Origin of the sequence: Xanthobacter lutulentifluminis, assembly GCF_043194675.2 — a bacterium.
In the GTDB taxonomy this organism is placed as follows: Bacteria; Pseudomonadota; Alphaproteobacteria; order Rhizobiales; family Xanthobacteraceae; genus Xanthobacter.
Map to the genome: position 1 here is coordinate 308,706 of NZ_CM195525.1, position 26,977 is coordinate 335,682.

Sequence of the window (26,977 nt, forward strand, 5' to 3'; positions counted from 1 at the left end):
GTTCAGAAGAGCGAACGGGCAGCGGCACCCGCCGCCTCGATGAGAGGAGCGGGATAGACGAAATAGAAGATCGTGAAAAGCCCGCTCAGCGCCAGCACCGCCTTCAGCTCGGTCGGCATGGGGTCGAACGCCTCGGCCGGCTCGTCGAAATAGATGATCTTGACGACGCGCAGGTAGTAGAAGGCGCCGACCACGGAGGCCAGCACGCCCACCACGGCGAGGGCATAGAGGCCCGCCTGGATGGCGGCGATGAACACGTAGTACTTGGCGAGGAAGCCCGCGAGCGGCGGGATGCCGGCCAGCGAGAACATGAGCGCGCCGAGCAGCAGAGCCATCACCGGGCTGCGGCGGGCGAGGCCGGCGAGGTCGTCGATGGTCTCCACCGCCTGACCCTTGCGGCGCATGGTGAGCACGCAGGCGAAGGTGCCGAGCGTCATCACCACGTAGATCGCCATGTACACCAGCACGCCACGCACGCCCTCCGTCGTGCCGGCGGCAAGGCCGACCAGCGCGAAGCCCATGTGGCCGATGGAGGAATAGGCAAGCAGGCGCTTGATGTTGCGCTGGCCGATGGCGGCGAAGGCGCCGAGCACCATCGAGGCGAGCGACACGAACGCCACGATCTGCTGCCACTGGTGGGTCACGTGCGGGAACGCCTCGATCACCACGCGCACGAAGATGGCCATGGCCGCCACCTTCGGGGCAGAGGCGAAGAAGGCGGTGACCGGGGTGGGCGCGCCTTCGTACACGTCGGGCGTCCACATGTGGAACGGCACCGCCGACACCTTGAAGCACATGCCGGCGATGAGGAACACGAGGCCGAAGATGAGGCCGATGGACGGCTCCTTGGCCACCGCGGCAATGCCGAGGAAGTTCACCGTGCCGGTGAAGCCGTAGATCAGCGAGGCGCCGTACAGCAGCATGCCGGACGAGAGCGAGCCGAGCACGAAGTACTTCAGGCCGGATTCCGTGGAGCGCACCGAATCCCGGTTGATGGCCGCGACCACATAGAGCGGCAGGCTCATCAGCTCGAGGCCGAGATAGAGGGCGATCAGGTCACCCGCAGAGATGAGCATGAACATGCCGAGCGTGGAGATCACGATCAGCACCGCATATTCGAACTTGGCCTGCTTCTCCCGCGCCTGCCAGTCCACCGCCATCACCAGCGACACGAGGGCGCCGAGCACCGCCAGCACCTTCATGAAGCGGCCGAAGGCGTCCACCACCAGCGAGCCGTGGAAGGCCGAGACCTCCCCCGACGGCTGCAGCAGCACCAGCACCCCGGCCGCCGCGAGCACCGCGATGGCGAGGCCGGTCACGAGGTTCGCCGAACCCTCCCCCCGGAACGCGCCGATGAGGACGAGGACGATGGCCGAGAGGGCCAGCACCAGTTCGGGCAGGACCGCGCCGAGTGGAGGCAGGAGCTGCGACATGAGGCGTCCTCGAGATCAGAAGCTCAGCAGCAGGGCGGTCTTCACCGCACCGGCCACGGAATCGGTGCGCGCGACGACCGCGTTCACCGCATGGGATGTCATGTTGAGGATGGGCGCGGGCCACACGCCGAACAGGATGGTGAGGATCACCAGCGGGACCATGATGGCGATCTCGCGGGGCGAGAGGTCCATCATCGTCTTCAGCTTCTCCTTCTCCAGCGGGCCGAAGATGACCCGCAGGTAGAGGTAGAGCGCATAGGCCGCCGAGAGGATCACGCCGGTCGCCGCGAAGAAGGCGACCCAGGTGTTGCGCTCGAACGCGGCCAGCATGGTGAGGAACTCGCCGATGAAGCCCGAGGTGCCCGGCAGGCCCACGTTGGCCATGGTGAAGACCATGAACACCGTGGCGTAGAGCGGCATGCGGTGGACGAGGCCGCCATAGGCGGCGATCTCGCGGGTGTGCAGCCGGTCGTAGATCACGCCGACGCACAGGAACAGCGCCCCCGAAACGAAGCCGTGGGAGATCATGAGGAACATGGCGCCCTGCAGGCCCTGCTCGTTCATGGCGAAGATGCCGAGCGTCACGAAGCCCATGTGGGCGACCGACGAATAGGCGATCAGCTTCTTGATGTCCTCCTGCACCAGCGCGACCAGCGAGGTGTAGATGATGGCCACCACCGAGAGGGTGAACACCATAGGGGCGAAGAAGTGGCTCGCCTCCGGGAACATGGGCAGGGAGAAGCGCAGGAAGCCGTAGCCGCCCATCTTCAGCAGCACGCCGGCCAGGATGACGGAGCCCGCGGTGGGCGCCTCCACGTGGGCGTCGGGCAGCCAGGTGTGCACGGGCCACATGGGCATCTTCACCGCGAACGAGGCGAAGAAGGCCAGCCACAGCCACGTCTGCATGTGCACGGGGAAGCCGTGGGTCAGCAGGGTTGGAATGTCGGTGGTGCCGGCCTGCCAGAACATGGCCATGATGGCGAGCATCATCAGCACGGAGCCGGCAAGCGTGTAGAGGAAGAACTTGAACGCCGCGTAGATGCGCCGCGGACCACCCCAGATGCCGATGATGAGGAACATCGGGATCAGGCCGCCCTCGAAGAAGAAGTAGAAGAGGACGAGATCAAGCGCGGTGAAGGTGCCGAGCATCATGGTCTCGAGCACCAGGAACGCGATCATGTACTCCCGCACGCGCTTATGCACGCTCTCCCACGAGGCGAGGATGCAGAAGGGCATGAGGAAGGTCGTCAAAAGCACGAACGGCAGGGAGATGCCGTCCACGCCCATGTGGTAGGCGGCGATATCGCCCAGCCAGGGCTTCTTCTCGACGAACTGGAAGCCGGGCTGCGCGGCGTCGAAGCCGGGCAGCAGCAGCAGCGACACCACGAAGGTGACAAGCGTCGTCCACAGCGCCACCCAGCGGGCGTTGCGGGCAGAGACCTCGTCGTCGCCCCGCACCAGAAGGATGAAGAGCGCGCCGACCAGCGGCAGGAAGGTGACGACGGAGAGGATGGGCCAGTCGGTCATCGTCACACTCCGGCGAACATGAACCAGGTGATGAAGGCCGCGACGCCGATCAGCATCACGAAGGCGTAGTGGTAGAGGTAGCCGGACTGCAGGCGGACCACGCGGCCGGTCACGTCGAGCACGCGGGCGGAGACACCATCCGGCCCGAGGCCGTCGATGATGCGGCCGTCGCCGACCTTCCACAGCACCCGGCCGATCCACATGGCGGGCCGGACGAAGATCCGGTCATAGAGCTCGTCGAAGTACCACTTGTTGAGCAGGAACTGGTAGAGCGCGTCCTGCGACTTGGCGAGCGCCGCCGGCACCTTGCGGTCCACGATGTAGAACCAGTAGGCGATGACGAAGCCGATGATCATCATCAGCGTCGGCAGCTTCGCCGCCCAGAACGGGGTGTCGTGGATGGCGTGGAGGATGTGGTTCTCCGCACCCATGAAGATGGAGTGGCGGAAGAAGTGCTCCACACCCTCGCCCACGAACACGTTCTGGAACGCGAGACCGGCGAAGATGGCGCCGACCGAGAGCGCCGCCAGCGGGATCTTCATCACCATCGGCCCCTCGTGGGCGTGGTCATAGTGATGATGGTCGTGCGGGTGGCCGTGGAAGGTGAGGAAGATCAGGCGCCACGAGTAGAACGAGGTGAGCGCCGCGGCGATCACGGTCATCCAGAACCCGTAGGTGTGGAAGTAGTTGTGGCTCGCGAAGGCCGACTCGATGATGGCGTCCTTCGAGTAGTAGCCCGCCAGCGGCGGCACGCCGGTGATGGCGAGGGTGCCGACCAGCATCACCCCGTAGGTGAAGGGGATCTTCTTCCGAAGGCCGCCCATGTTCCGCATGTCCTGCTCGTGGTGCATCGCATGGATGACCGAGCCGGCACCGAGGAACAGCAGCGCCTTGAAGAAGGCGTGCGTGAGCAGGTGGAACATGCCGATGGAATAGGCGCCCGCGCCCATGGCCACGAACATGTAGCCGAGCTGGGAGCAGGTGGAGTAGGCGATCACCTTCTTGATGTCGTTCTGCACCAGGCCGATCGTCGCAGCGAAGAAGGCGGTGGTCGCGCCCACCAGCATCACAACGTTCAGCGCGGTCTGCGACAGCTCGAAGATGGGCGACATGCGCGCCACCATGAACACGCCGGCGGTCACCATGGTGGCGGCGTGGATGAGGGCGGACACCGGGGTCGGGCCCTCCATGGCGTCGGGCAGCCAGGTGTGCAGCAGGAACTGGGCCGACTTGCCGCACGCGCCGATGAACAGCAGCAGCGCGATCACGGTCGGCGCATCCCAGTGATGGCCGAGGAAGTTGATGGTCTTGCCGGCAAGAGACGGCGCCGCCGCGAACACCTGCTCGAACGCCACCGAGCCGGTCATCACGAAGATGGCGAAGATGCCCAGCATGAAGCCGAAGTCACCGACGCGGTTGACCACGAAGGCCTTCATGGCCGCGGCGTTGGCCGAGGGCTTCTCGTACCAGAAGCCGATGAGCAGGTAGGAGGCGAGGCCCACGCCCTCCCAGCCGAAGAACAGCTGGAGCAGGTTGTCCGCCGTCACCAGCATCAGCATGGCGAAGGTGAACAGCGACAGGTAGGCGAAGAAGCGCGGGCGGCTCGGATCCTCGTGCATGTAGCCGATGGAGTAGAGGTGCACCAGCGACGACACCGAGGTCACGACGATCAGCATGATCACCGTCATGGTGTCCACGCGGAACGCCCAGTCGACCTTGAGGTCGCCCACATAGATCCACTTCATCACCTGCACGCGCGTGTCGTGGTCGCCGAAGCCCACGGAGAAGAACGCGATCCAGGCCAGCAGGCACGCGATGAAGAGGAAGGAGGTGGTCACCACCTCGCTCGCCCGGGCGCCGATGGCGCGGCCGAACAGGCCGGCGATGAGGAAGCCGAGGAGCGGCAGGAAGACGATCGCCTGATACATGGCCTCAGCCCTTCATGGCGTTGATGTCCTCGACGGCGATCGAACCGCGGTTGCGGTAGAACACCACGAGGATGGCGAGGCCGATGGCGGCTTCGGCCGCGGCGACGGTCAGCACCAGGAGCGCGAAGACCTGACCGGTGAGGTTCCCGAGGAAGGCCGAGAACGACACGAGGTTGATGTTCACCGACAACAGGATCAGCTCGATCGACATGAGGATGACGATCACGTTCTTCCGGTTGAGGAAGATGCCGAGCGTGCCCAGCGTGAACAGGATGGCCGCGACGGTGAGATAGTGAGAGAGACCGATGTCCATGCCCGCCCCCCTCACAGGCCCTGGCCGGGCCGCACCTTGACCACCTCGATGGCGGTCTTGGCGGTGCGGGCCACCTGGGCCGAGATGTTCTGCCGCTTCACGTTGGCCTTGTGGCGCAGCGTGAGCACGATGGCGCCGATCATGGCGACGAGGAGCACGAAGCCCGCGGCCTGGAAGAAGTAGATGTAGTCGGTGTAGAGCACCTGCCCCAGCGCGACCACGTTGCTCACGTTGCCTGCGGTGGGCGGCGCGGACTTCACCGCGGACGCAACCCCCGGCCCGGTCGCCCAGGCGCCCACCACCAGCACCAGCTCGGCAAGGAAGATCAAGCCGACCACGATGCCCACGGGCAGGTACTGCAGGAAGCCCTGGCGCAGCTCCACGAAGTCCACGTCGAGCATCATCACGACGAAGAGGAAGAGCACCGCCACCGCGCCCACGTAGACCACCACCAGGATCAGCGCGAGGAACTCCGCGCCGATCAGGATGAAGAGGCCCGCCGCGTTCACGAAGGCGAGGATCAGGAACAGGACGGACTGCACCGGATTGCGGGAGGAGATCACCATGAAGGCGGACGCCACCAGCACGAAGGCGAAGAGATAGAAAAACGCTGCCGCGACGCTCATGCGCGAAGCCCCCCTCCCCGCGGCGCGCCCGCGCCGGTCATGTCCGGAGCCTTATGGCCGCCGGCCTGTCGATTGCCTTGACGCATCCCAAAAGTCCACTGTCGTGGCTCAGACGGGCGCCAGCGCCCCCGTCCCCGCCCAGTCCCCTCGTCTGCCGACCCGGACGGGCCCGAATGGCCCCCTCCCGATCAGCGCAACCTTCACCCGCGAACGGCCCCCGAAGGGACCGGACGGCTCACCGGTACGGCGCATCCATGGCGATGGAGCGCGCGATCTCGCGCTCCCACCGGTCGCCGTTCGCCAGCAGCTTTTCCTTGTCGTAGTAGAGCTCTTCGCGCGTCTCGGTCGCGAACTCGAAGTTCGGCCCCTCGACGATGGCATCCACCGGGCACGCCTCCTGGCAGAAGCCGCAATAGATGCACTTCACCATGTCGATGTCGTAGCGCGTGGTGCGGCGCGTGCCATCGTTGCGGCGCGGGCCGGCCTCGATGGTGATGGCCTGGGCGGGGCAGATGGCCTCGCACAGCTTGCACGCGATGCAGCGCTCCTCGCCGTTGGGGTAGCGCCGCAGGGCGTGCTCTCCCCGGAAGCGCGGTGACAGCGGCCCCTTCTCGAAGGGGTAGTTCAGCGTCGGCTTCGGCTTGAAGAAGAAGCGCATGGCGAGGACGAAGCCCGAGAGGAACTCCGTCAGGAACAGGGCGCGCGCGGCCTGATCGAGCTTCATTTGCGCTCTCCCGGAAGGCGGTGCGGATGGGGGCAGGTCGGGGCGGGTTCGCGGATCATCGCGGCGCCATCCCGGTGAAGTGCAGGAAGCCGGCGACCACGACCACGGCCACGAGCGAGATGGGCAGGAACACCTTCCAGCCCAGCCGCATCAGCTGGTCGTAGCGATAGCGCGGCACCATCGCCTTCGCCATGGCGAAGAGGAAGAACATGAAGCACAGCTTGATGACGAACCACACCAGCCCAGGCACCCAGGTGAAGGGCGGGAACGGCAGCGGCGAGAGCCAGCCGCCGAGGAACAGGATGGTCGCCACGGCGCACATGGTCATGATCGCCACGTACTCGCCCAGCATGAACAGCAGGTACGGCGTGGAGCCGTACTCGGTCATGAAGCCCGCCACCAGCTCCGACTCCGCCTCGACCAGATCGAAGGGGGGCCGGTTCGTCTCGGCCAGCGCCGAGATGAAGAAGATGACGAACATGGGCAGCAGCGGCAGGACATACCAGTTCAGGAAGCCGAACCGGCCGTTCTGCGCCTCGACGATGGCGGTGAGGTTCAGCGAGCCCGCGCACATCAGCACCGTGATGATGACGAAGCCGATGGAGACCTCGTAGGACACCATCTGCGCCGCGGAGCGCAGCGAGGCGAGGAACGGGTATTTGGAGTTGGACGCCCAGCCGCCCATGATCACGCCGTACACGCCCAGCGACGAGATGGCGAAGATGTAGAGCACGCCAACGTTCAGGTCGGCGATGACCCAGCCGTCGGCCAGCGGCACCACCGCCCAGGCGGCGAGCGCCAGCACGCAGGTGACCAGCGGGGCGAGGAGGAAGATCGCCTTGTTGGAGCCCGCCGGGATGGTCGGCTCCTTCAGCACGAACTTCAGCAGGTCCGCGAAGGATTGGAACAGGCCGAACGGCCCCACCACGTTGGGGCCGCGCCGCAGCTGCACCGCCGCCCAGATCTTGCGGTCGGCCAGCAGGATGAAGGCGATGAAGATCAGCAGGGCCACGAGCAGAGCGAGGCTCTGCCCGAGGATGATGAGCACCTGGATAAGGGTGTCCTGCCAGTTCATGTGAAAAGCCCCTTATCTCGTCCCTGGCCCTTGCTGTCGGTCCGGTTCAGCGCCCGCATCGCGTCACTCCGCCGCCACGGCCTGCGCGGCGAGGCGCAGCGCGGAGCATTCGGCCATCACCGCGGAGGCGCGGGCGATGGAGTTGGTGAGGAAGAAGTCCTCGATCACCGGCGCGAACGGCGCCTTCTCCACGCTGCCGCCGGCCTGGGCCAGCGCGGTCACCGCCGCCGGATCGGCAGCAGCCACCTCGTCGATATGGCCGAGGTGCGGATGCGCCGCCGCCAGCTGGGCGCGCAGCGCGGTCATGCTGTCGAACGGCAGGGTCTTGCCCAGCACCTCGGAGAGGGCGCGCAGGATCGCCCAGTCCTCGCGGGCTTCGCCCGGCGGGAAGGCGGCGCGGTTGGCGAACTGCACCCGGCCCTCCGTGTTCACGTAGATGCCGCTCTTCTCGGGATAGGCCGCGCCGGGCAGGATGACATCCGCCCGGTGGGCGCCCTTGTCGCCGTGGGTGCCGAGATAGACGACGAAGGCGCCGGGGGCGACCTCCACCTCGTCCGCGCCCAGCAGGAAGGCGACATCGAGACCGCCGGGAGCGGCCATGGCGGCGGTGGAAAGGCCGCCCTCGCCCGGCACCGCGCCCACGTCCAGCGCGCCCACGCGGGCGGCGGCGGTGTGGAGCACCGCAAAGCCGTTCCAGCCGTCCTTCACCGCGCCCACCGCCACGGCCACGCGGGCCGCGAGCGACAGCACCGCCGCGCCGTCCGGACGGGCGAGCGCGCCCTGACCGACGATGACGACCGGCCGCTCGGCCTTGCGCAGCACGTCGCCGAAGGCGGACCCGGTGGCCAGATCGGCGAGGCTGTCGGGGCCCGCGCCGAGATAGTCGTAGGTGTAGGTCAGGTCCACCTTGGCACCGATCAGACCCACCTTCAGGCCGCCCTGCCGCCAGCGCTTGCGGATGCGCGCGTTGATGACGGACGCCTCGTGGCGAGGATCGGTGCCCACCAGCAGGATGGCGTCCGCCTGCTCGATGCCGGCGATGCCCGGGTTGAACACATAGGTCGCGCGGCCGAGGGCGGGATCGATCGCGGCGCCGTCCTGGCGCGCATCGATGTTGGCAGAGCCGAGCTTGCCCATCAGGGTCTTGAGCGCGAACACCTCTTCCACGTTCGCAAGGTCGCCGACGATGGCGCCCACGCGGGCGGGGGTGGTGGCCTTCACCTTGGCTGCGATGGCGGCGAACGCCTCGGTCCACGACGCCGGCACCAGCCGGTCGCCCTTGCGGACATAGGGGCGGTCGAGGCGCTGGGTCTTCAGGCCGTCCCACACATAGCGGGACTTGTCGGAGATCCACTCCTCGTTCACGAGGTCGTTGTTGCGCGGCAGGATGCGCATGACCTCGCGACCGCGGGTGTCGACGCGGATGTTGGAGCCGACCGCGTCCATCACGTCGATGGACTCGGTCTTCACCAGCTCCCACGGCCGGGCGTGGAACTGGTAGGGCTTGTGGGTCAGCGCGCCAACCGGGCACAGGTCCGCCACGTTGCCCTGCATCTCCGAGCGCATGGCGTGCTCGAGATAGGTGGTGATCTCCATGTCCTCGCCGCGGCCGATGGCGCCGAGGTCCGGCACGCCCGCCACCTCGGTCGAGAAGCGCACGCAGCGGGTGCAGTGGATGCACCGGTTCATGGAGGTCCGCACCAGCGGGCCGATGTACTTGTCCTCGACGGCGCGCTTGTTCTCGGCGAAGCGCGAGGTGTCCGCGCCATAGGCCATGGCCTGGTCCTGCAGGTCGCACTCGCCGCCCTGGTCGCAGATGGGGCAGTCCAGCGGGTGGTTGACCAGCAGGAACTCCATCACGCCCTCGCGGGCCTTCTTCACCATGGGGCTCTTGGTGAGCACCACCGGCGGCTCGCCGTTCGGGCCGGGGCGCAGGTCCTTCACCGCCATGGCGCAGGACGCGGTGGGCTTGGGCGGGCCGCCCTTCACCTCGACAAGGCACATGCGGCAGTTGCCCGCGATGGACAGTCGCTCATGGAAGCAGAAGCGCGGAATCTCGACGCCCGCCGCCTCGCACGCCTGGAGCAGCGTGTATTCGGCGGGGACATCGACCTCGGTTCCGTCGACGACGATCTTCGCCATCACTTCCACCTCATATTGCGCCGCGCCGGGCGCGGCCGGAGCAGGACGCACCGCGCCCGCTCCTCAAGACAACTCCCCTCCCCGCCCGTCGCGTCAGCGCGCCCGGCGGGGTGCTCTCACTCCGCCGCCACCGGGACCACCGGGTCCGGATGCGGGTTGGCGGCATACTGGTCGATGCGCGCCTCGATCACATGACGATAGTGCCGGATCAGCCCCTGCACCGGCCACGCCGCCGCGTCGCCGAGCGCGCAGATGGTGTGGCCCTCGATCTGGGTGGTGACTTCCAGCAGCAGGTCGATCTCGCGCTTCTGGGCGCGGCCCTCGGCCATGCGGGAGACCACGCGCCACATCCAGCCGGTGCCTTCGCGGCACGGCGTGCACTGGCCGCAGCTCTCGTGCTTGAAGAAGGCCGAGATGCGGGCGATGGCCTTGATGATGTCGGTGGACTTGTCCATCACCAGCACGCCGGCCGTGCCGAACGACGACTTCACCGCGCGGGTGCCGTCGAAGTCCATGATGAGGTCCTCGCACTGCTCGGCCGGGATGACCGGGCAGGAGGCGCCACCGGGGATGATCGCGAGCAGGTTGTCCCAGCCGCCGCGCACGCCGCCGCCATGCTTTTCCACCAGCTCCTTGAACGGGATGCTCATGGCGTCTTCCACCACGCAGGGCGTGTTCACGTGCCCGGCGAGGGAGAACAGCTTGGTGCCCACGTTGTTGGGGCGGCCGATGGAGGAGAACCAGGCGGCGCCACGGCGCAGGATGGTCGGCGCGACAGCGATGCTCTCCACGTTGTTGACCGTGGTGGGGCAGCCGTAGAGGCCCATGTTCGCCGGGAACGGGGGCTTCAGGCGCGGCATGCCCTTCTTGCCCTCGAGGCTCTCCAGCAGCGCGGTCTCCTCGCCGCAGATATAGGCGCCGGCGCCGTGGTGCACGTAAAGGTCGAACGGCCAGCCGTGGACATTGTCCTTGCCGATGAGCCGCGCCTCATAGGCCTGGTCCACCGCCGCCTGCAGGCGCTCGCGCTCGAAGATGTACTCGCCGCGCACATAGATGTAGGCGGCGTTGGCGCCCATGGCGAAGGAGGCGATCAGGCAGCCCTCGATCAGCGTGTGCGGATCGTTGCGCATGATCTCCCGGTCCTTGCAGGTGCCGGGCTCGGATTCGTCGGCGTTCACCACCAGATAGTGGGGGCGCCCGTCGGACTGCTTGGGCATGAAGGACCACTTCATGCCGGTGGAGAAACCGGCGCCGCCGCGACCACGCAGGCCGGACGCCTTCATCTCGTTGATGATCCAGTCGCGGCCCTTCTCCAGGATGGCCTTGGTGCCATCCCAGTTGCCGCGCTTCAGCGCGCCTTCGAGGCCGAAGTCGTGGAAACCGTAGAGGTTGGTGAAGATGCGATCCTTGTCGGCGAGCATGGGCCTCACTCCCCGGCGGTCGGCGCGGCGGGGTCGGCGGCCGGCGCCTCGGCCGGCTGGGACGCTCCGCGCGTGTAAAGCGAAGGATCGGTGAGCACCCGCAGCCCGCCCTCGGGCTCGGAGCCCTTGCGCGTGTTCTGCGGACCCACCTTCACGGGACGACCGGCGGCGAGATCATCGAGCAGGGCCGCGAAGTTCTCGGGGGTCAGGTCCTCGTAGTAATCGTCGTTGATCTGCACCATGGGGGCATTGGTGCAGGCGCCGAGGCATTCCACCTCGAGCCAGGAGAACTTGCCGTCGGCGCTCACGTGGCGCTCGGGGCCGATCTTCTTGCGGCAGACCTCGGCGATGCCCTCGGAGCCGCGCAGCATGCAGGGAGTGGTGCCGCACAGCTGCACGAAATAGGTGCCCACGGGCTCCAGGTTGAACATGGTGTAGAAGGTGGCCACCTCCAGCACGCGGATGTGCGCCATGCCGAGGCGGTCCGCCACCGCGCGGATGGCCGGCTCCGGCAGCCAGCCGCCGGCGGCCTTCTGGGTCTCCCACAGCAGCGGGACCACGGCGCTGGCCTGGCGGCCTTCCGGATACTTCGCGATCAGCTTCTGCGCGATGGCCTCCAGCTCCGGCGTGAAGGCGAAGCTGTCGGGCTGCTCTGCGGCGAGGCGGCGGACGGACATGGGGTCAAATCCCGGAACAAGCCGCGCGCGGGCCGCGCGCAGGCATCGGGCGGAAGGAAGCGGTGAGGCGGGCCATCAGCGGTCCACCTCGCCGAACACGATGTCGAGCGAGCCCAGCACCGCCGAGACGTCGGCGAGCATGTGGCCGCGGTTCAGGAAATCCATCGCCTGAAGGTGGGCGAAGCCCGGAGCGCGGATCTTGCACCGGTACGGCTTGTTGGTGCCGTCCGAGACCAGATAGACGCCGAACTCGCCCTTGGGCGCCTCGACGGCCGCGTAGACGTCGCCCTCGGGCACGTGGAAGCCCTCGGTATAGAGCTTGAAGTGGTGGATGAGCGCCTCCATGGAGCGCTTCATCTCTCCCCGCTTGGGCGGCGACACCTTGTGGTCGTCGGTGGAGACGGGGCCCGTCTCCTTCAGCAGGCGTTCCACGCACTGGCGCATGATCTTGACCGACTGCCGCATCTCTTCCATGCGGACCACGTAGCGGTCGTAGCAGTCGCCGTGGCGGCCGATCGGGATGTCGAAATCGAACTCGGAATAGCACTCGTAGGGCTGCGCGCGACGCAGGTCCCACGCCGCGCCGGAGCCGCGCAGCACCGGGCCGGAGAAGCCCCACGCCAGCGCGTCCTCGAGCGAGACCACGCCGATGTCCACGGTGCGCTGCTTGAAGATGCGGTTCTCGGTGACGAGGCCGTCCAGCGAATCCAGCAGCGTGATGAACGGGTCGCAGAAGGCGCCGATGTCCTCGACCAGCTGGCGCGGCAGGTCCTGATGGACGCCGCCGGGACGGAAATAGGCCGCGTGCATGCGGCTGCCCGAGGCGCGCTCATAGAAGATCATGAGCTTCTCGCGCTCCTCGAAGCCCCACAGCGGCGGGGTCAGCGCGCCCACGTCCATGGCGAACGTGGTGACGTTGAGGAGGTGGGAGAGCAGGCGCCCGATCTCGGAATAGAGCACGCGGATCAGCTGGCCGCGCCGCGGCACCTCGATGCCCAGCAGCTTCTCCACCGCGAGGCAGTAGGCATGCTCCTGGTTCATCGGCGCGCAATAGTCGAGCCGGTCGAAATAGGGCACGGCCTGAAGATAGGTCTTGGCCTCGATCAGCTTCTCGGTGCCGCGGTGCAGCAGGCCGATATGCGGATCCACCCGCTCCACCACCTCGCCGTCCAGCTCCAGCACGAGGCGGAGCACGCCGTGGGCGGCGGGATGCTGCGGGCCGAAATTGATCTGGAAGTTGCGGACCTTGTCCGCCGGCTTCATGTCGTCGGCGATGTCAGCCATGGCGCGCCTCCTCAGCCGGCCTTCGGGGGAACGGGCGGCTGGCCCGAGGCCTTCTCGTCACCCGGCAGGACGTATTCAACGCCCTCCCAGGGAGAGAGGAAGTCGAAGTTGCGGAACTCCTGCGGCAGGCGCACCGGCTCGTAGACCACGCGCTTCTGCTCGTCGTCGTAGCGCACCTCCACGAAGCCCGTGGTCGGGAAGTCCTTGCGCAGCGGATGGCCGTCGAAGCCGTAGTCCGTCAGCAGGCGGCGCAGCTCGGGGTGGCCCGTGAACAGGATGCCGTAAAGGTCGTACGCCTCGCGCTCGAACCAGTTGGCACCGGGGAAGACGCCCGTGATGGAGGGCACCGTCGTGTCCTCGTCGGTGGCGACCTTCAGGCGGATGCGCACGTTCTGCTTCAGCGACAGCAGGTGGTAGACCACGTCGAACCGCTTCTCGCGGGCCGGATAGTCGACGCCGCACACGTCCACGATGCACTTGAACAGGCAGGCCGGATCGTCACGCAGGAAGGTGGTCACCGCCACGATCTGCGCCGGGTCGATCTCAAGCGTCAGCTCGCCATAGGCGATCTGCGAGCCGAGCACCGCGCCGGAGAGGGCCGCCGTGACGTGCGCCGCGAGGTCTTTGAGGGTCTCGTCCATCGGTTGGCTCCAGGCTCAGCGCTCGATGGTGCCGATGCGGCGGATCTTCTTCTGCAGCAGCAGCACGCCGTAGAGCAGCGCTTCCGCCGTGGGCGGGCAGCCGGGCACGTAGATGTCCACGGGGACGATCCGATCGCAGCCGCGCACCACCGCATAGGAGAAGTGGTAGTAGCCGCCGCCGTTGGCGCACGACCCCATGGAGATGACGTAGCGCGGCTCCGGCATCTGGTCGTAGACCTTGCGCAGGGCCGGGGCCATCTTGTTGGTCAGCGTGCCGGCGACGATCATCACGTCCGACTGGCGCGGCGAGGCGCGCGGGGCGAAGCCGAAGCGCTCCACGTCATAGCGCGGCATGGAGACCTGCATCATCTCCACGGCGCAGCAGGCGAGGCCGAACGTCATCCACATGAGCGAGCCGGTGCGCGCCCAGGTGATGAGGTCGTCGGCGGTGGTCAGGATGAAGCCCTTGTCCGCCAGCTCGGCATTGATCTCCTTGAAGAAGGGATCGTCAGCGCCCACGGGGCGGCCGGTGGAGGGATCGACGATGCCCTTGGGGGCGGGCGCGATCTCGGGCTTGGTCGCCGAGGGGGTCAGTCCCATTCCAGAGCTCCCTTGCGCCATTCGTAGATGAAGCCGACGGTGAGAACACCGAGGAAGAGCATCATCGACCAGAAGCCGAGATCGCCCAAGCCTCCGAAGGTCACCGCCCACGGAAACAGGAAGGCGACCTCCAGGTCGAAGATGATGAAGAGAATCGAGACGAGGTAGAAGCGCACGTCGAACGTCATGCGCGCATCGTCGAACGCGTTGAAGCCGCATTCGTAGGCCGACAGCTTCTCCGGATCCGGATTCTGGTAGGCCACGATGAAGGGCGACACGAGCAGTGCAAGCCCGATCACCAGCGACACGCCGATGAAGATCACCACCGGCAGATAATCCATGAGCAACGCGTTCATCTTGCTCGCACCTCGGGGCGCACATTCGGCGCCGTGAACGGCGCGCGCGGGCGATGCGCTTGAAGCGTTACCGCGCCGTCCGGCTAGAGGAATTCGAAACGACGCGTGAGCCTTATCGCAGCGCCAGATGCGAGGCAAGTGCGCGGTTTGGTGAAGGTGGGGGCAGGCTGGGGCCACCGGGGGCGGCGGCATCCCACAACCTTCGTCCCGCATGCCCCGGACCGACCCCGCGCGCTAGGCGCCGCAAGTGCCCGCCGGGCTCCCGGAGGGCCACCGGCGCCTGCCGCGCTGAAGGTTCACGGTGGCGTGCCCCCTCCGAAAGGCTGATCCATGCGCGTGCGACAGAATGACATGCGGCAGCGCTTTCCCCCTACGGGAACAGCACTCGTTCCAAGCCGGCAAAAAGGCCGGCGCGCGCGAGTCGCGCCGGCTCCGCATTCCTGCACCCGCGGGGCGGCTCAGCGGCGACCGCGGAACTTGGCGCCGCCACCGCCGCCCTGGAACCGCGGCGCGCTGCGCATCTGCGCTCCGCCGTGGAACTTGGCACCGCCATAGGAGCGGGCCCCGTACGATTTGGCCCCGAAGGATTTGGCTCCGTACGATTTGGCTCCGTAGGATTTGGCGCCGCCATAGACCTTGGCGCCGCCGCCGGGGCGGATCTGCTGGCTGCGCACCGGCGGACGGACGTTGCCGGAACGCTTGTACTGGGACGTGCCACCGCCCGGCCCCTTCTTCAGTCCGGCCGCGCCACCCGGCTTCACATTGCCCGGCTTGAAGCCCTGCACCTGCCCGCCGGGCTTGAGGCCCTGCGGGCCACCGGGACCGCCGGCACCACCCGGCCTAAACCCCTGCGCACCACCGGGACCGCCCGGCTTGCCGGCTCCGCCGATGGTTCCGGGGCCACCCGGCTTGCCGGGACCGCCGACGCCGCCCGGCCCACCGATTCCGCCGGGACCACCCGGCTTGCCCGGGCCACCGATTCCTCCGGGACCACCGGGCCTGCCCGGGCCACCAATGCCGCCGGGGCCGCCCGGCCGTCCGGGACCCACGATGCCGCCGGGGCCGCCGGGCTTGCCGGGTCCACCAATTCCGCCCGGACCGCCGGGGAACGGCTTACCGGGATTCGGCTTCCACGGCTGGCCGGCGCCGGGACCGGGAGGACCCGGCGGGCGCGGGCCGGGGCCGGGCCATGGGCCGGGGCCGGGACCAGGACCTGGCCAGGGACCCGGACCGGGAGGCCGGGGACCGGGACCGGGCCACGGCGGACGCGGCGGCGGCGGGCGCCAGCCGGGATAGCCGGGCCACACCGGCGGATAGACCCAGCCGGGGCCCCAGTTCCACGAATTGTTCCAGGCGTTGCCCACCAGCACGCCGGCGCCGAACGCCAGAAGGCCCACGCCGGCCGCGGTGTAGATGTTCGAGTAGTCGTACTGCGGGACATAGACGACGTCGGGGTCGGCCGGAGTGATGTACACCACGTTCCGCCCGCCCTCGCTGCGGGTCGTCACCACCTGCCTGTCGTTGGACTTGAGCGAGCCAACCTGCTCGGCCTTCAGCCGCAGCGCCTGGATGGCGGCCGAGACGTCCTCCGGCTGGCTGATGAAGGCGGCGCCGATGTTCGAGGTGGCGTCCAGATCCTCGTTCAGCTTCGCGACCACGGTGGGGAAGCGCACCATCGCCTTAACCGCCGGGTCCCATTTCTGGCCGTCGACGCCGGAGAAGTTGCCGTTCTTCACCGCCGTCCGGTTGCGCTCGATCCAGCGCTGCGCCTGCACCAGCTCCAGCGGATAGGCGGTGGACGGGAGCATCTGGGCCAGCAGCGTGTCGGGATAGAGCGCATAGGGCGCCAGCAGTGTCTCCAGCTCCTCCAGCGTGAAGGTCTGCCCGGCCTGCTGCTGGTAGCCCTGCTGCTGGTAGGCTTCCGGCGGCACGGCCGCGTTGGCATCGGCCGCCGAGGGCATGACCGAGGCCGGGGGAACCACGGCTGCGGGCGGGGGCGCGACCGGGATTGGCGCGACCGGGGGCGGCGCGACCGGGGCGACGGCCGGCGGCGGAGGCGTCTGGGTGGTGTCGGGCGGGGGCGGCGTCTGCGCCAGCGCCGGATAGACCGATGTGCTCCAGCCGAAGGCCAGCGCCATGGCGATGCGCGACCAGCCGGCGAGTTCCCGGTGACGCCCGTGCTGCCTCATGCCCGTCTCCGTTTCTTTTCCCGCGCCGGGTGAGCCGGCAGCGGCGGACTTCAGGACTTGGCCGGGAGAAGATCCCGGCCGGCATCGGGCGGGGCCCCCGACACGGCAGAGCATGCGCCGCCGGCGCGCCGGCGTCTACAGGCCCACTGGCCGCAGGGCGTCCGCCACCGCCGCGACCAACTGCTTGAGCGAGAACGGCTTCGGCAGGAAGGAGAACCGCTCGGTGGGCGGCAGGTTCCGCGCGAACGCCTCTTCCGCATAGCCGGAGATGAAGATGACCTTCAGCGACGGATCGCGCGCCCGAAGCTCGCGCAGCAGGGTCGGCCCGTCCATCTCCGGCATCACCACGTCGGAGACCACGAGATCCACCTTGCCGGCCGTCTCCATCACCTCCAGCGCCTCGACGCCGCTCGCCGCGGTCAGCACCTCGTAGCCGCGGTTGGCGAGGGCGCGACTGGCGAAGGCGCGCACGGCGTCCTCGTCCTCCACCAGCAGCACCCGCCCCTGCCCGGTGAGGTCGGCGGAGCGCGGTTCCGGCTCGGCCGGCGGCGGCGCCTCCTCCTCGGCCTCCTGCGTGGCCTGATGGCGCGGCAGGAAGACGCGGAAGGTGGTGCCGTGCCCGAGCTCGCTCTCCGCCAGGATGGTGCCGCCGGTCTGCTGCACGATGCCGTAGACGGTGGAGAGGCCGAGCCCGGTGCCCTTGCCCACCTCCTTGGTGGAGAAGAACGGCTCGAAGATCTTGCCCATGATCTCCGGCGGGATGCCGGTACCGGTGTCGGTCACCTCCACCAGCACATAGTCGCCTTCCGGCAGACGCTGGCCGTAGGCGGCGCACGCCTCGGCGGCCACGTTGGCGGTGGAGAGGGTGAGCGTGCCGCCATCCGGCATGGCATCGCGGGCGTTGACGGCGAGGTTGATGATCACCTGCTCGAACTGGTTCACGTCCACCTTCACCGGCCACAGCTCCCGCGCGTGCTGGACCTCGAGCGTGATCCGCTCGCCGATGAGGCGGCGCAGCAGGGCGGTGACGTCCGAGATCACGTCGGTCAGCTCGATCACCTGCGGGCGCAGGGTCTGCCGCCGGGAGAAGGCGAGGAGCTGGCGCACCAGCCCCGCCGCCCGGTTGGCGTTCTGCTTGATCTGCATGATGTCCGGGAACGAGGGATCGCTCTGCCGGTGGCGAACGAGCAGCAGGTCGCAATAGCCGATGATGGCGGTGAGCATGTTGTTGAAGTCATGCGCCACGCCCCCGGCGAGGTGGCCCACCGCCTGCAGCTTCTGGGATTCGGCGAACTGGGTCTCCAGCTGCTTCTGCTCGGTGGTGTCGATGGCGCACAGGGCGATGTCGGCCGCCCCGCCCTGCCCCAGCGAGGCCGCATAGAGCCGCGCCGAGCGCCCGGAAGGACCGGTGAGCGCCACATCGCAGGGGGCGGGCGGCTCGCCGCCGCGCCGGGCGGTCTCCAGCAGGCCCTCCACGCCGGCCATGTCGGCCACCAGCGCCGAGAGCGGCCGCCCTGCCGCCTCCGGCCCGAACAGCCGGCCGAAGGCGCCGTTCGCCGCGCGGATGCGCCCGGCCTGGTCCACCAGCGCCAGCGCCAGAGGCGCGCGCAGGAAGAACAGATCGGAAGCGGCGGCAGGCGCGGCGCTGTCGATGGACGGCTCGCCCACCGGCTCCGCGTGCTGGGCCTGCTCCGCCGCCAGTGGAGCGACGGCAGGCGTCGCGGCCGGCACCATTGCGAGGAGGGCGAGCGCCTCGCCGGGCAGCACCGCCGCAACCGCGCCGGCCAGCGGTGCCTCGGCAGGCGCGAGGCGCAGCAGCGCTTGCACTGCGGTGCCATCCCTCCGGGTCAGGCCGAGGCTGAGCGTCTGCGGATCGCTGCCGGCCAACGCCTTCTGCACCCGGTCGAGATCCTCCGGCGCCACCATCTCACGCAAGGGAAGACCATCGGGACCCACGTCCGCCAGCGCATAGCCGAGCAGGCGGCAGGCGGTGAGGTTGAGATCGGTCACCCGGCCACCGGCGATGCGGAACAGGCCGGCGGGCGCGGCTTCCCAGGCCGCCAGCAGGTCCGCTCCGGCGGGCGGCTCCGGTGCGGCGGTGGCCGTTGCGGCGGCGGCCTGCGGCATGGAAGGCGGAACGGGCGCGGTGGCCGCGACGGCAGGCGCCTCGTCCACCATGCGCAGAGTCCAGAGCACGCGGCGGGAACTTCCCAGCGGCCGCACGCCCACCTCCAGCCGCCGGCCCTGGGGCCCGGTGGCGAAGCGCACGGCGCGATCAAGCGCGGCATTGGCGGCCACAGCCCCCAGCAGCTCCCCCACCATCGGCTGGCTGCCCGGCACGCGGGCCAGGAACCGCTCTGGGACAGGGGTTTCCGCGCCGGCGCCACGGCACATGCGCAGATAGGCGTCGTTGCAGTGCGCCACCCGCTCCCCGTCCTCCACGACCGCCATGGCATCGCCGGAGGCCGCAAGCGCGGCGGCGCCCAGCGGATCGCCAGCCTCGGCCCCGGAGCCGAGGCCACGCCGTGCGGCAAGCACCAGCTCCACGGCGCCAACCACGGCCATCGCCGCCACCAGCGCGGACAAAAGGCCGCCTGTCCCCTCCCCCAGCACCGTCGCGGCGGCGAAACCGCCGACCAGCGCCGCCGCGAGGCCAAGCACCCTGCCAGAGGAGAAGCGCCGCGCCCGGCTCCGCTGCGCCGGCTTGCCAGCGCTCATTTCCGTCCGTCGCCTGCCGCTCATTGCCGCCGTCCCGCTCCGCCATCATCCACACGCCTGCGCGGACATGCCGCCGGCAGATTCGCTGGCGACTTAAATCCTGCCACGATTATCAACAAAACCTTAGGGCTCGAGCTTCAGGATCATCATCCGTCCGCCGCCGTGCGGACGCGGTGTCGCCAGTCCGCCTTGCGGGTCTGGCAGCTGCGGCTCCGGTTCCCCGCGCGCAGGGTGCGACGCGGAGACCTTTCCGGAAACGCCTTCGTGGTCCATAGCACCCGCAGCGCTTTCCAACTGAGCGGAGGCATGATGCTACAGCAGTTGTTCGGTTCCCAGCTCCCGCTCCCCATGCGAGTGGCCATTGCCCTCGTCGTGATCGGCGCGCTGCTGGGCGTGACCGCGCTGGTCATGCGACGCCTCGGTGCGCGCAACCGCGGCGGCATCGCCCGTGGCCGGGGCGGTCCGCGCCTGGCCGTTCTCGACAGCGTGGCGGTGGATCAGCGCCGCCGGCTGGTTCTGGTCCGCCGCGACGAGGTGGAGCACCTGCTGCTCGTGGGCGGCAGCAGCGATATCGTGGTGGAGCACCAGATCGCCACCGCCGCCACGGCCGAGGAGCCGGCGGCAGGCCCGGCGCTTGCCGCCACCCGCGAAGCCCCGGCGCTGCAGCGTCCGGCCGCCCGCCGCCCCATTGCCGCGGCGCCCGCTCCGGCGGCTCTCGCCCCGGCGGCCGAGCCTGCCGCCCCCCTTCCCGCTCCCGAGCCGGCCCTTGCGGCGGCGCTCACAGCCGCGCCGGTGATCGGCGCTGCCGCTGCGGTCATCCCCCCCGCGCCCGAGCCCGCCGCCGCCGAGGCGCGCCCCGAGCGTCGTTCCTTCCTCGGCCGCCGCGCGCCGGCCCGCGCCGAGGCTGTGCCTCCCGCCCGTCCGATGCTGCGCTCCGCCGAGGCCGAGACGCCCGCCGCCGAGCCGGACACCCGCCCGTCGCCGCTTGAGCCCCGCCGCGCCCCGGACTTCGACCTGCGCCCGGAGCCCGCTGCTCGGCTTGAGGCTGCGCCCCGCCTCGATTCCGCGCCCAAGGTCGATGCCCCCCGGGCCGACATTGCGAAATTCGAGCCGCCCAAGATCGAGGCCGCCAGGGGCGACGCTCCGAAGTTCGACGCTCCGAAGTTCGATGCGCCGCCCCGGCTCGACACGCCCCGCGCCGAGCCCGCGGCCCGCTATGGCGCGCCCAAGCCGGAGCCCCGTGTGGAGGCCCGGTCCGAGCCCGTCGCCTCCGCCGCCGAGAGCCGGCTGGAGGAGATGGCTCATCGCCTCGACGCCGCCCTGAACCCGCCGGCGGCCCCCACCCGCGCGCCTGAGCTGAGCCTCGCCGACCTGCTCGGCGAGCCCGCCGCCTCCCGCGAGGAGGCGAAGGCGCCCGAGCTGAAGCCCGAGCCGCGGAGCGAGACCAAGCCCGAGCCCGAGGCCGTCGAGCCCGCAGCGCCCGAGCCGGCGGCGCCCGCTCCGGAACGTGCGCCGGCGCGCTTCGTCTACCAGTCCTCGCGTTCCCGTGCCGAAAGCACCCGCCCCGAGAGCACCCGCCCCGAGATCCGACCCGCCGCCGAGCGGCCGCGTCTCGATCCGGTCGTGCGGCCGGAGCGGACCGGAGGCGAGGACACCGCCCGCCCGGCCCGTGCCGAGCCGTCGCTGCGGCCGCGCGAGTTCTCGTTCCGCCCGTTCGAGCCCACCCCGCGCGAGGCGCCGGCCCTCGATGCCCCGCGTCGCGAGCCGCCGGCCCTCAAGGACATCGCCCGCGAGGCGGCCGCCGAGGTGCCTGCCGCTGAGGAAGCTGCACCGGTCGTCACCGCCGTCGCACCCGAGCCGCAGCCGGCCGTGGATCCGGCGCCGGCCCCCACGGTCGACGCCAAGGACCCGCTGGACGATTTCGACGCCGAGATGGCCAACCTGCTCGGCCGCTCCTCCGCCCGCGGTCGCTGAGCGCACAAACGAAAAGGGCCGGCGACGTGATCCGTCGCCGGCCCTTTTTCTGTCTGCGAACCGGTGGAAACGACCCGCAGGCGTCGTTCTCAGTCGTCGCGATACACGCGCTCGCGGCGCTCGTGACGCTCCTGTGCCTCGACCGAGAGGGTGGCGATGGGCCGGGCCTCGAGGCGCTTGAGCGAGATGGGCTCGCCCGTGTCCTCGCAATAGCCGTAGCTGCCATCCTCGATCCGCTGCAGCGCCGCGTCGATCTTGGCGATCAGCTTGCGCTGGCGATCCCGGGCGCGCAGCTCGATGGAGCGGTCGGTTTCGGACGAGGCCCGATCGGCGAGATCGGGGTGGTTCTGGTTCTCGTCCTGAAGGTGCTGCAGGGTCTCCCGAGCCTCCTTCAGGATGTCCTCCTTCCAGCGCAACAGCTTCACGCGGAAATATTCGCGCTGCCTGTCGTTCATGAAAGGCTCGTCCTCGCGGGGCCGATAGTCCTCGTCGATTTGGATCGACATCAGCAAGGTCCTCAATAAGCGCGCTGAACCCTGACGCAGCGACGCGCGAGGTCCGGGCCATCCGGGGATGCCGCCGGGCGGGGCGCGCCGTGCCCCGTCAACGAACTGAAGCGGCGGTTCTGCCCGTCGGGCGGCGGAGCCAAGCCCTCCGGTCAGGAACGACGCTCCATGGTCGCGGGCCTTATATCCACGCCGCAGGTCCGCGACAACAGCCATTGCGGCGCCGCGGCAGGGCTTGACGCCGGCTGTCCCGCCCTTGACCCTGCTGCGGCGCGGCGAGACGGCCGCTCGGAGGGACGGGTTCGATGCGGTTCGAGGGTACGCGCAGCTATGTGGCCACCGACGACCTGAAGGTGGCGGTGAACGCCGCCATCGTGCTGGAACGCCCGCTGCTGGTGAAGGGCGAGCCGGGCACCGGCAAGACCGTGCTGGCGCAGGAAGTGGCCAAGGCGCTCGGCGCGCCCCTCATCGAGTGGCACGTGAAGTCCACCACCAAGGCCCAGCAGGGCCTTTATGAATATGACGCCGTGGCCCGCCTGCGCGACAGCCAGCTCGGCGACCCCAAGGTCCACGACATCGCCAACTACATCCGCAAGGGAAAGCTCTGGGCCGCCTTCACCGCCGGCGAGCGGCCGGTGCTGCTGATCGACGAGGTGGACAAGGCGGACATCGAGTTCCCCAACGACCTGCTGCAGGAGCTCGACCGCATGGAATTCCATGTCTACGAGACAGGCGAGCAGGTGAAGGCGCACCAGCGCCCGGTGGTCATCATCACCTCCAACAATGAAAAGGAGCTGCCGGACGCCTTCCTGCGCCGCTGCTTCTTCCATTACATCCGCTTTCCCGACGCGGAAACCATGCGCGACATCGTGGAAGTCCACTTCCCCGGCATCAAGCAGCGGCTGGTTTCGGAGGCGCTGCGCCTGTTCTACGAGGTGCGCGATGTGCCCGGCCTGAAGAAGAAGCCGTCCACCTCCGAGCTGATCGACTGGCTGAAGCTGCTGCTGGCCGAGGATATCGAGGTGGAGACCCTGCGCGAGAAGGACGTGCGCAAGGCGATTCCCCCGCTGCACGGCGCGCTGCTGAAGAACGAGCAGGACGTGCACCTGTTCGAGCGCCTCGCCTTCCTGGCCCGGCGCGAGCAGCGCTGACAGGAGCCGCGCCAGCCCATGGAGATGTCCGGCTTCCTGGTGATGCTGCTGGTCGTCGGCGCGCCCGTCGCCCTGTTTCTCGCCATGCGCCGGCCCGGCCGGACGGCAGGGCAGGTGCCGCCACCCGCGGACGGACGGCGTCCGCCGGATGATTTCGGCATGGCGCGCGAGCACGCCGAAGGCCCCGCTGCCGCTCAGCCCGATGCCGAGGCCTCCAGCAGCGCGGCGCTCAACGCGACCGCCGCCGCGGCCGGCGGCGCCTTCATTTTGGCGGTGGGCGCGGCGCGCCAGCACGCCGGCGAGGGCGGAGGCGAATCGCCCCAGGCCGGAATCGGCCATGGCGGCGACGGGCCCGGCTCCGGCGATGGCGGCGGCGGGGATGGCGACGGCGGGGGTGGCGCGGGAGGTGGCGGCGACTAGGGCGTGGACTCATAAGCTCTGAGCCATATGCGGGTTGAGGCGATGAGGACGGCTGCGAGGAAGTTTCGCGCGAGCTTGTCGAAGCGCGTGGCGATGCGTCGGAAGTGTTTGAGCTTGCAGAAGAAGCGCTCGATCTGGTTGCGCTGGCGGTAGATCGCCGGGTCGACGGAGCGCTGGACCTTGCGGTCCTTCTGGGTCGGGATGTGGGCGCACCCGCCGTGGTCGGCGACCAGGTCGACGATGGCTTTGGCGTCATAGCCGCGGTCGGCGACGAGCGCCGGGGCCGGCGGAACACCTTCCAGCAGCGCGGCGACCGCCGCCTTGTCGGAGGCCTGGCCGGCGGAGAGCACGATCCTCAGCGGCAGGCCGTCCTGGTTCACCAGGGCGTTGATCTTGGTGCTCAGTCCTCCACGAGACCGGCCGATGGCGTGATCCGGGCCCCCTTTTTTCCGCCGGCAGCGTGCTGGTGGGCGCGGATGATGGAGCTGTCGATCAGGTGCAGGGATTGGGGCGAGGCGGCCGCCAGCGCCTCGAAGACCTTCAGCCACACGCCCGCCTTCGCCCAACGGTTGTAGCGGTTGTAGACCGTGGTGTGCGGGCCGTAGCGCGCGGGCAGGTCGCGCCAGGGCGAGCCGGTCCGCAGCACGTAGAAGATCCCGTTGATCACCCGTCGATCGTCCACGCGGGCGACCCCGCGCGGCTTGTTCGGCAACAGCGGCGCGACCAACCGCCATTCCCCTTCGCTCAAATCGTAACGCGCCATCCAAAGGCTCCTCCCGGGAACCTTGAATCAGCGACGCCAGCATTCCGCAACCTTTATGGGTTCAGAACCTAGGCGGGTTGCACCCGCGCCCGGCGCCCGGAAGCGGCCGGCCCCGACAGTGGCGCCGCGATCCACGTTGGCCGGCCAGTGCCCGTCCGCGAGCTCTGCTCTCCCGGTGGGCTCAAGCGCGCTGCGATGCGACCTGCCCCCGGCCCACACCGTTTTGCGCACAAAAGAAAACAGGCGCCGAGGCGCCTGCTTCCGGAGACTTCATGGGGGAGACCGGGGCGGAGCGCGCCGCGCGGCTCACCACCAGGCCTTGCCGATGTTGAAGGTGTAGCTCAGCGAAACGCCGGCCATGAACTGGTTGGCGTCCGAGGTCAGCGGCGAGGAGGCGGCATCGCCCAGCAGGCGGCCGTAGGTGCCATAGACACCAGCCTCGAAGCCGTTGCGGAAATTGTAGGTCAGCTGCGCGGTGGCGCCGACGAGATCGAAGCCTGCGCCCGCGTTGTACACCGGCAGGAGGTTGCCCTGCACGATCCCCAGGGCCGACTGCACCGGCGTGACGCCGAAATAGGTTTCCATATAGCCCGACCCGCCATAGGTCAGGCGCGGACCGACAGCGAAGCGCCACTGGCCGGCGGGAATGATGACGTCCGCGCCCAGCAGGCCGCGGATGCCCTCGAATCCGCCCACGCCGTAGCGCAGCTCGGCGCGGGTGCGCAGCCAGTCGGTCACGTACCATTCGGCGAAGCCGCCGGCCTCGACCGCAATCCCGACGTCACCGGTGCCGGTGAGGCGGAAGGCGTCGTCCTCGTTGCGGCCCCAGTCGATGCGGCCCACGGCGCCGACCCGGAAGGTGCCGGTATCGAACAGGGCGATGGACGGGTTGTCGTCCACGCTGCGGAAGACGTTGAGCTGGCTCGCCTTGCGGATGGAGAAGATGAGGCCGGGGCGCACCGAGTAGCCGTCGGCGCCCGGATAGGTCGGCTCGACCTGGCCGGAGGCGCCGAGGGTGAGGTACCAATCCTCGTTCGCGGACGGCGCGACGGGCGTCGGCGGCGGCGGGGAAAACAGGTCCGCCGCCCCTGCGGGCAGGAAACCACCCGCCGAGAACACGGCGGCGAGCAGGGCGAAACGCAGCGACCGAAGCATGGATGACCTCTGAACCGGAACCTCGGCCATCCTGCAGCCGGGCCGTTTGCAAAATTCCCAATGCGGCGCAGCGCGCAACATCGTCACCAAGAGATGGCTAACGACCCGTTGCGTCAAGGCCGCGCCGGGCGATCGCCGACGGGCGTGGCAAAAGCGCAACGTCCGCCAGAACCGCCCGCCCTCATTGCGCGCGCCGGCGCCGGGACCACAGGAAGGCCGCCGTCACGCCCACCAGCGCGGCGGCAAGCCCGTACCATGTCAGCGCATATTCCAGATGACGGTTCGGAAAGGCGATGCGGGTCGCACCGCCCGCGGGAAGGCCGCCCGGCGCCTCGCCCGCCTCGGCGTCGAGCACGAACGGCGCGGCGCCGGTGAGGCCCGCCGCCGCTGCGATGCCAGTCGGGTCCATGCGATAGAAGGCACCGCGGGCGGCATCATTGGCGGGCACGAACCAGCTCGCCTCCTCCGGGAAGCGCAGCAGGCCCGTCACCTCCACCTCCCCTGACACCTGCCCCTCCCGCCGCGTCGCGGGATCGCGCCGATCAGCAGGCACGAAGCCGCGGTTGATGAGAATCGGCGGGCCATCGGTGCGCACGAGCGGCGTCACCACGAGGAAGCCCTGCCCCTTGAAGGGCCCCGGCGCATCCTCGCCGCGCACCGTGTAGACCAGCACCTCGCGGGCGTGGTCGAACGTGCCGCGCGCACGGATGCGGCGGTATTCATCCGCCTCACGCGTCAGCGCCGGCCAGCCGGCGGGCGGCGGCGGGGGCACCGGGGCGGCATGGATGCGCGCCGCCACCCGTACCAGCAGCTCCTCCTTCCAGGCGAGCCGTTCCAGCTGCCAGGTGCCGAGGCCGATAAGGATCAGGAAGGCGATTCCGGCCACGGCCAGCAGCACGAGCACCCCTGCCCCGCCGCGCGCCCGCACGCCGGACAGGGCGGTGTCGTCGCGATCGGTCACGGAGCGCGCTGGTCGAGCCGCCCCTCGGCGGCCTTGTGACGGTATTGCAGCGACACCATCATCGCCTTCAGCGGGCGCAGCAGGCCGAGCGTCACGATGAGGACCGCCGGCACCCACAGCAGGGCGTGCACCCACAGCGGCGGCTCATAGGCCGCCTCGACCCAGAATGCGCCGGCCACCACCACGAGGCCGGCAAACAGGATGACGAACACCGCAGGCCCGTCGCCGGAATCGGCGAAGCCGTAGTCGAGGCCGCAGGCGGTGCAGGAGGGAGCAAGATCGAGGAAGCCCTTGAACAGCGGCCCGCGCCCGCAGCGGGGGCACTTGCAGCCGAGGCCCGCCGCCAGGGGCGAAACCGGCTCGTAATAGGGCTCAACGGGCATCGGCAGGTTC

At 69.3% G+C, this 26,977-nt stretch carries 24 protein-coding genes; 3 read left to right on the forward strand and 21 right to left on the reverse strand.

The features are described from left to right. Positions 1 to 2 precede the first annotated feature (2 nt). The 16 genes from nuoN to V5F49_RS01465 all read right to left on the reverse strand — a co-directional run bounded on the left by nuoN (position 3) and on the right by V5F49_RS01465 (position 19,654). On the reverse strand, positions 3 to 1,433 hold the full coding sequence (gene nuoN, locus V5F49_RS01390) for an NADH-quinone oxidoreductase subunit NuoN (protein ID WP_394116311.1): 1,431 nt from the start codon (positions 1,431 to 1,433) through the stop codon (positions 3 to 5). A gap of 15 nt (positions 1,434 to 1,448) precedes the next feature. Then, entirely contained in the window at positions 1,449 to 2,960 is a 1,512-nt protein-coding gene (locus V5F49_RS01395; RefSeq protein WP_394116310.1) for an NADH-quinone oxidoreductase subunit M, read from the reverse strand. A gap of 2 nt (positions 2,961 to 2,962) precedes the next feature. Beyond that, a complete protein-coding gene (gene nuoL / locus V5F49_RS01400; protein WP_394116309.1) occupies positions 2,963 to 4,888 on the reverse strand; it encodes an NADH-quinone oxidoreductase subunit L in 1,926 nt (641 codons plus the stop codon). A 4-nt stretch (positions 4,889 to 4,892) separates the two neighbouring features. Then, complete coding sequence (nuoK, locus tag V5F49_RS01405; protein WP_394116308.1) at positions 4,893 to 5,201, reverse strand: NADH-quinone oxidoreductase subunit NuoK; 309 nt, start codon at positions 5,199 to 5,201, stop codon at positions 4,893 to 4,895. Positions 5,202 to 5,212: 11 nt separating this feature from the next. Continuing rightward, on the reverse strand, positions 5,213 to 5,827 hold the full coding sequence (locus V5F49_RS01410) for an NADH-quinone oxidoreductase subunit J (RefSeq protein WP_394116307.1): 615 nt from the start codon (positions 5,825 to 5,827) through the stop codon (positions 5,213 to 5,215). A 235-nt stretch (positions 5,828 to 6,062) separates the two neighbouring features. Beyond that, complete coding sequence (gene nuoI, locus V5F49_RS01415; RefSeq protein WP_394116306.1) at positions 6,063 to 6,551, reverse strand: NADH-quinone oxidoreductase subunit NuoI; 489 nt, start codon at positions 6,549 to 6,551, stop codon at positions 6,063 to 6,065. A gap of 55 nt (positions 6,552 to 6,606) precedes the next feature. Then, positions 6,607 to 7,626: an NADH-quinone oxidoreductase subunit NuoH gene (gene nuoH, locus V5F49_RS01420; RefSeq protein ID WP_394116305.1), complete on the reverse strand. Its 1,020-nt coding sequence runs from the start codon at positions 7,624 to 7,626 to the stop codon at positions 6,607 to 6,609. A 63-nt stretch (positions 7,627 to 7,689) separates the two neighbouring features. Then, entirely contained in the window at positions 7,690 to 9,768 is a 2,079-nt protein-coding gene (nuoG, locus tag V5F49_RS01425; protein WP_394116665.1) for an NADH-quinone oxidoreductase subunit NuoG, read from the reverse strand. A 116-nt stretch (positions 9,769 to 9,884) separates the two neighbouring features. Further along, a complete protein-coding gene (gene nuoF / locus V5F49_RS01430) occupies positions 9,885 to 11,189 on the reverse strand; it encodes an NADH-quinone oxidoreductase subunit NuoF (protein ID WP_394116304.1) in 1,305 nt (434 codons plus the stop codon). Positions 11,190 to 11,194: 5 nt separating this feature from the next. Beyond that, positions 11,195 to 11,866 carry an NADH-quinone oxidoreductase subunit NuoE gene (gene nuoE / locus V5F49_RS01435; RefSeq protein WP_394116303.1) on the reverse strand — a complete coding sequence of 224 codons (672 nt, stop codon included), beginning with the start codon at positions 11,864 to 11,866 and terminating at the stop codon, positions 11,195 to 11,197. A 75-nt stretch (positions 11,867 to 11,941) separates the two neighbouring features. Next, positions 11,942 to 13,129 (reverse strand): NADH-quinone oxidoreductase subunit D, encoded by a 1,188-nt coding sequence (locus V5F49_RS01440; RefSeq protein ID WP_394116664.1) that lies wholly within the window; start codon positions 13,127 to 13,129, stop codon positions 11,942 to 11,944. Positions 13,130 to 13,161: 32 nt separating this feature from the next. After that, positions 13,162 to 13,791 (reverse strand): NADH-quinone oxidoreductase subunit C, encoded by a 630-nt coding sequence (locus V5F49_RS01445; RefSeq protein ID WP_394116302.1) that lies wholly within the window; start codon positions 13,789 to 13,791, stop codon positions 13,162 to 13,164. A 15-nt stretch (positions 13,792 to 13,806) separates the two neighbouring features. Further along, positions 13,807 to 14,391 (reverse strand): NuoB/complex I 20 kDa subunit family protein, encoded by a 585-nt coding sequence (locus tag V5F49_RS01450; RefSeq protein WP_170218789.1) that lies wholly within the window; start codon positions 14,389 to 14,391, stop codon positions 13,807 to 13,809. After that, positions 14,382 to 14,747 (reverse strand): NADH-quinone oxidoreductase subunit A, encoded by a 366-nt coding sequence (locus V5F49_RS01455; protein ID WP_394116301.1) that lies wholly within the window; start codon positions 14,745 to 14,747, stop codon positions 14,382 to 14,384. The genes V5F49_RS01450 and V5F49_RS01455 overlap by 10 nt, the downstream gene beginning before the upstream one ends. A 458-nt stretch (positions 14,748 to 15,205) precedes the next feature. Then, positions 15,206 to 16,936, reverse strand: coding sequence for a DUF3300 domain-containing protein (locus V5F49_RS01460; protein WP_394116300.1), 1,731 nt, complete (start codon positions 16,934 to 16,936; stop codon positions 15,206 to 15,208). A gap of 135 nt (positions 16,937 to 17,071) precedes the next feature. Then, positions 17,072 to 19,654: a hybrid sensor histidine kinase/response regulator gene (locus V5F49_RS01465; RefSeq protein ID WP_394116299.1), complete on the reverse strand. Its 2,583-nt coding sequence runs from the start codon at positions 19,652 to 19,654 to the stop codon at positions 17,072 to 17,074. Positions 19,655 to 19,960: 306 nt separating this feature from the next. Here V5F49_RS01465 and V5F49_RS01470 point away from each other — a divergent pair, with 306 nt between their 5' ends. Then, positions 19,961 to 21,628, forward strand: a complete 1,668-nt coding sequence (locus tag V5F49_RS01470; protein WP_394116298.1) for a flagellar biosynthetic protein FliO — start codon at positions 19,961 to 19,963, stop codon at positions 21,626 to 21,628. Between the two features lie 89 nt (positions 21,629 to 21,717). Here the strand turns inward: V5F49_RS01470 and dksA are convergent, their stop codons facing one another. Then, positions 21,718 to 22,134, reverse strand: a complete 417-nt coding sequence (dksA, locus tag V5F49_RS01475; RefSeq protein WP_394116297.1) for an RNA polymerase-binding protein DksA — start codon at positions 22,132 to 22,134, stop codon at positions 21,718 to 21,720. A gap of 305 nt (positions 22,135 to 22,439) precedes the next feature. Here dksA and V5F49_RS01480 point away from each other — a divergent pair, with 305 nt between their 5' ends. Both V5F49_RS01480 and V5F49_RS01485 read left to right on the forward strand, forming a co-directional pair. Next, a complete protein-coding gene (locus tag V5F49_RS01480; protein WP_394116296.1) occupies positions 22,440 to 23,285 on the forward strand; it encodes an AAA family ATPase in 846 nt (281 codons plus the stop codon). An 18-nt stretch (positions 23,286 to 23,303) separates the two neighbouring features. Continuing rightward, positions 23,304 to 23,705 (forward strand): hypothetical protein, encoded by a 402-nt coding sequence (locus V5F49_RS01485; RefSeq protein WP_394116295.1) that lies wholly within the window; start codon positions 23,304 to 23,306, stop codon positions 23,703 to 23,705. Here the strand turns inward: V5F49_RS01485 and V5F49_RS01490 are convergent. The 4 genes from V5F49_RS01490 to V5F49_RS01505 form a co-directional block, all read right to left on the reverse strand. Beyond that, positions 23,702 to 24,468, reverse strand: a protein-coding gene (locus tag V5F49_RS01490; RefSeq protein WP_394118573.1) for an IS5 family transposase whose coding sequence is annotated in 2 segments (ribosomal slippage) — positions 23,702 to 24,159 and positions 24,159 to 24,468 — 768 coding nt in all. Because the reading frame shifts where the segments join, the coding sequence is not laid out codon by codon here. The genes V5F49_RS01485 and V5F49_RS01490 overlap by 4 nt on opposite strands. A gap of 306 nt (positions 24,469 to 24,774) precedes the next feature. Beyond that, positions 24,775 to 25,623, reverse strand: coding sequence for a MipA/OmpV family protein (locus tag V5F49_RS01495; RefSeq protein WP_394118410.1), 849 nt, complete (start codon positions 25,621 to 25,623; stop codon positions 24,775 to 24,777). A gap of 181 nt (positions 25,624 to 25,804) precedes the next feature. Next, positions 25,805 to 26,584, reverse strand: coding sequence for an SURF1 family protein (locus V5F49_RS01500; protein WP_394118411.1), 780 nt, complete (start codon positions 26,582 to 26,584; stop codon positions 25,805 to 25,807). Further along, the gene (locus V5F49_RS01505; RefSeq protein ID WP_394118412.1) at positions 26,581 to 26,967 is read right to left on the reverse strand and encodes a DUF983 domain-containing protein; all 387 of its coding nucleotides are present in this window, start codon (positions 26,965 to 26,967) and stop codon (positions 26,581 to 26,583) included. Before V5F49_RS01505 ends, V5F49_RS01500 begins: the two co-directional genes overlap by 4 nt. Between the last annotated feature and the right edge of the window lie 10 nt (positions 26,968 to 26,977).

Excerpts from the sequence above, each read along its gene's own strand:
- nuoN (WP_394116311.1), bottom strand. The coding sequence starts at position 1,433 with ATGTCGCAGCTCCTGCCTCCACTCGGCGCGGTCCTGCCCGAACTGGTG.
- V5F49_RS01395 (WP_394116310.1), bottom strand. The coding sequence starts at position 2,960 with ATGACCGACTGGCCCATCCTCTCCGTCGTCACCTTCCTGCCGCTGGTC.
- nuoL (WP_394116309.1), bottom strand. The coding sequence starts at position 4,888 with ATGTATCAGGCGATCGTCTTCCTGCCGCTCCTCGGCTTCCTCATCGCC.
- nuoK (WP_394116308.1), bottom strand. The coding sequence starts at position 5,201 with ATGGACATCGGTCTCTCTCACTATCTCACCGTCGCGGCCATCCTGTTC.
- V5F49_RS01410 (WP_394116307.1), bottom strand. The coding sequence starts at position 5,827 with ATGAGCGTCGCGGCAGCGTTTTTCTATCTCTTCGCCTTCGTGCTGGTG.
- nuoI (WP_394116306.1), bottom strand. The coding sequence starts at position 6,551 with ATGAAGCTCGATCAGGCCGCGCGCGCCCTGTTCCTGACGGAGTTCCTC.
- nuoH (WP_394116305.1), bottom strand. The coding sequence starts at position 7,626 with ATGAACTGGCAGGACACCCTTATCCAGGTGCTCATCATCCTCGGGCAG.
- nuoG (WP_394116665.1), bottom strand. The coding sequence starts at position 9,768 with ATGGCGAAGATCGTCGTCGACGGAACCGAGGTCGATGTCCCCGCCGAA.
- nuoF (WP_394116304.1), bottom strand. The coding sequence starts at position 11,189 with ATGCTCGCCGACAAGGATCGCATCTTCACCAACCTCTACGGTTTCCAC.
- nuoE (WP_394116303.1), bottom strand. The coding sequence starts at position 11,866 with ATGTCCGTCCGCCGCCTCGCCGCAGAGCAGCCCGACAGCTTCGCCTTC.
- V5F49_RS01440 (WP_394116664.1), bottom strand. The coding sequence starts at position 13,129 with ATGAAGCCGGCGGACAAGGTCCGCAACTTCCAGATCAATTTCGGCCCG.
- V5F49_RS01445 (WP_394116302.1), bottom strand. The coding sequence starts at position 13,791 with ATGGACGAGACCCTCAAAGACCTCGCGGCGCACGTCACGGCGGCCCTC.
- V5F49_RS01450 (WP_170218789.1), bottom strand. The coding sequence starts at position 14,391 with ATGGGACTGACCCCCTCGGCGACCAAGCCCGAGATCGCGCCCGCCCCC.
- V5F49_RS01455 (WP_394116301.1), bottom strand. The coding sequence starts at position 14,747 with ATGAACGCGTTGCTCATGGATTATCTGCCGGTGGTGATCTTCATCGGC.
- V5F49_RS01460 (WP_394116300.1), bottom strand. The coding sequence starts at position 16,936 with ATGAGGCAGCACGGGCGTCACCGGGAACTCGCCGGCTGGTCGCGCATC.
- V5F49_RS01465 (WP_394116299.1), bottom strand. The coding sequence starts at position 19,654 with ATGAGCGCTGGCAAGCCGGCGCAGCGGAGCCGGGCGCGGCGCTTCTCC.
- V5F49_RS01470 (WP_394116298.1), top strand. The coding sequence starts at position 19,961 with ATGATGCTACAGCAGTTGTTCGGTTCCCAGCTCCCGCTCCCCATGCGA.
- dksA (WP_394116297.1), bottom strand. The coding sequence starts at position 22,134 with ATGTCGATCCAAATCGACGAGGACTATCGGCCCCGCGAGGACGAGCCT.
- V5F49_RS01480 (WP_394116296.1), top strand. The coding sequence starts at position 22,440 with ATGCGGTTCGAGGGTACGCGCAGCTATGTGGCCACCGACGACCTGAAG.
- V5F49_RS01485 (WP_394116295.1), top strand. The coding sequence starts at position 23,304 with ATGGAGATGTCCGGCTTCCTGGTGATGCTGCTGGTCGTCGGCGCGCCC.
- V5F49_RS01495 (WP_394118410.1), bottom strand. The coding sequence starts at position 25,623 with ATGCTTCGGTCGCTGCGTTTCGCCCTGCTCGCCGCCGTGTTCTCGGCG.
- V5F49_RS01505 (WP_394118412.1), bottom strand. The coding sequence starts at position 26,967 with ATGCCCGTTGAGCCCTATTACGAGCCGGTTTCGCCCCTGGCGGCGGGC.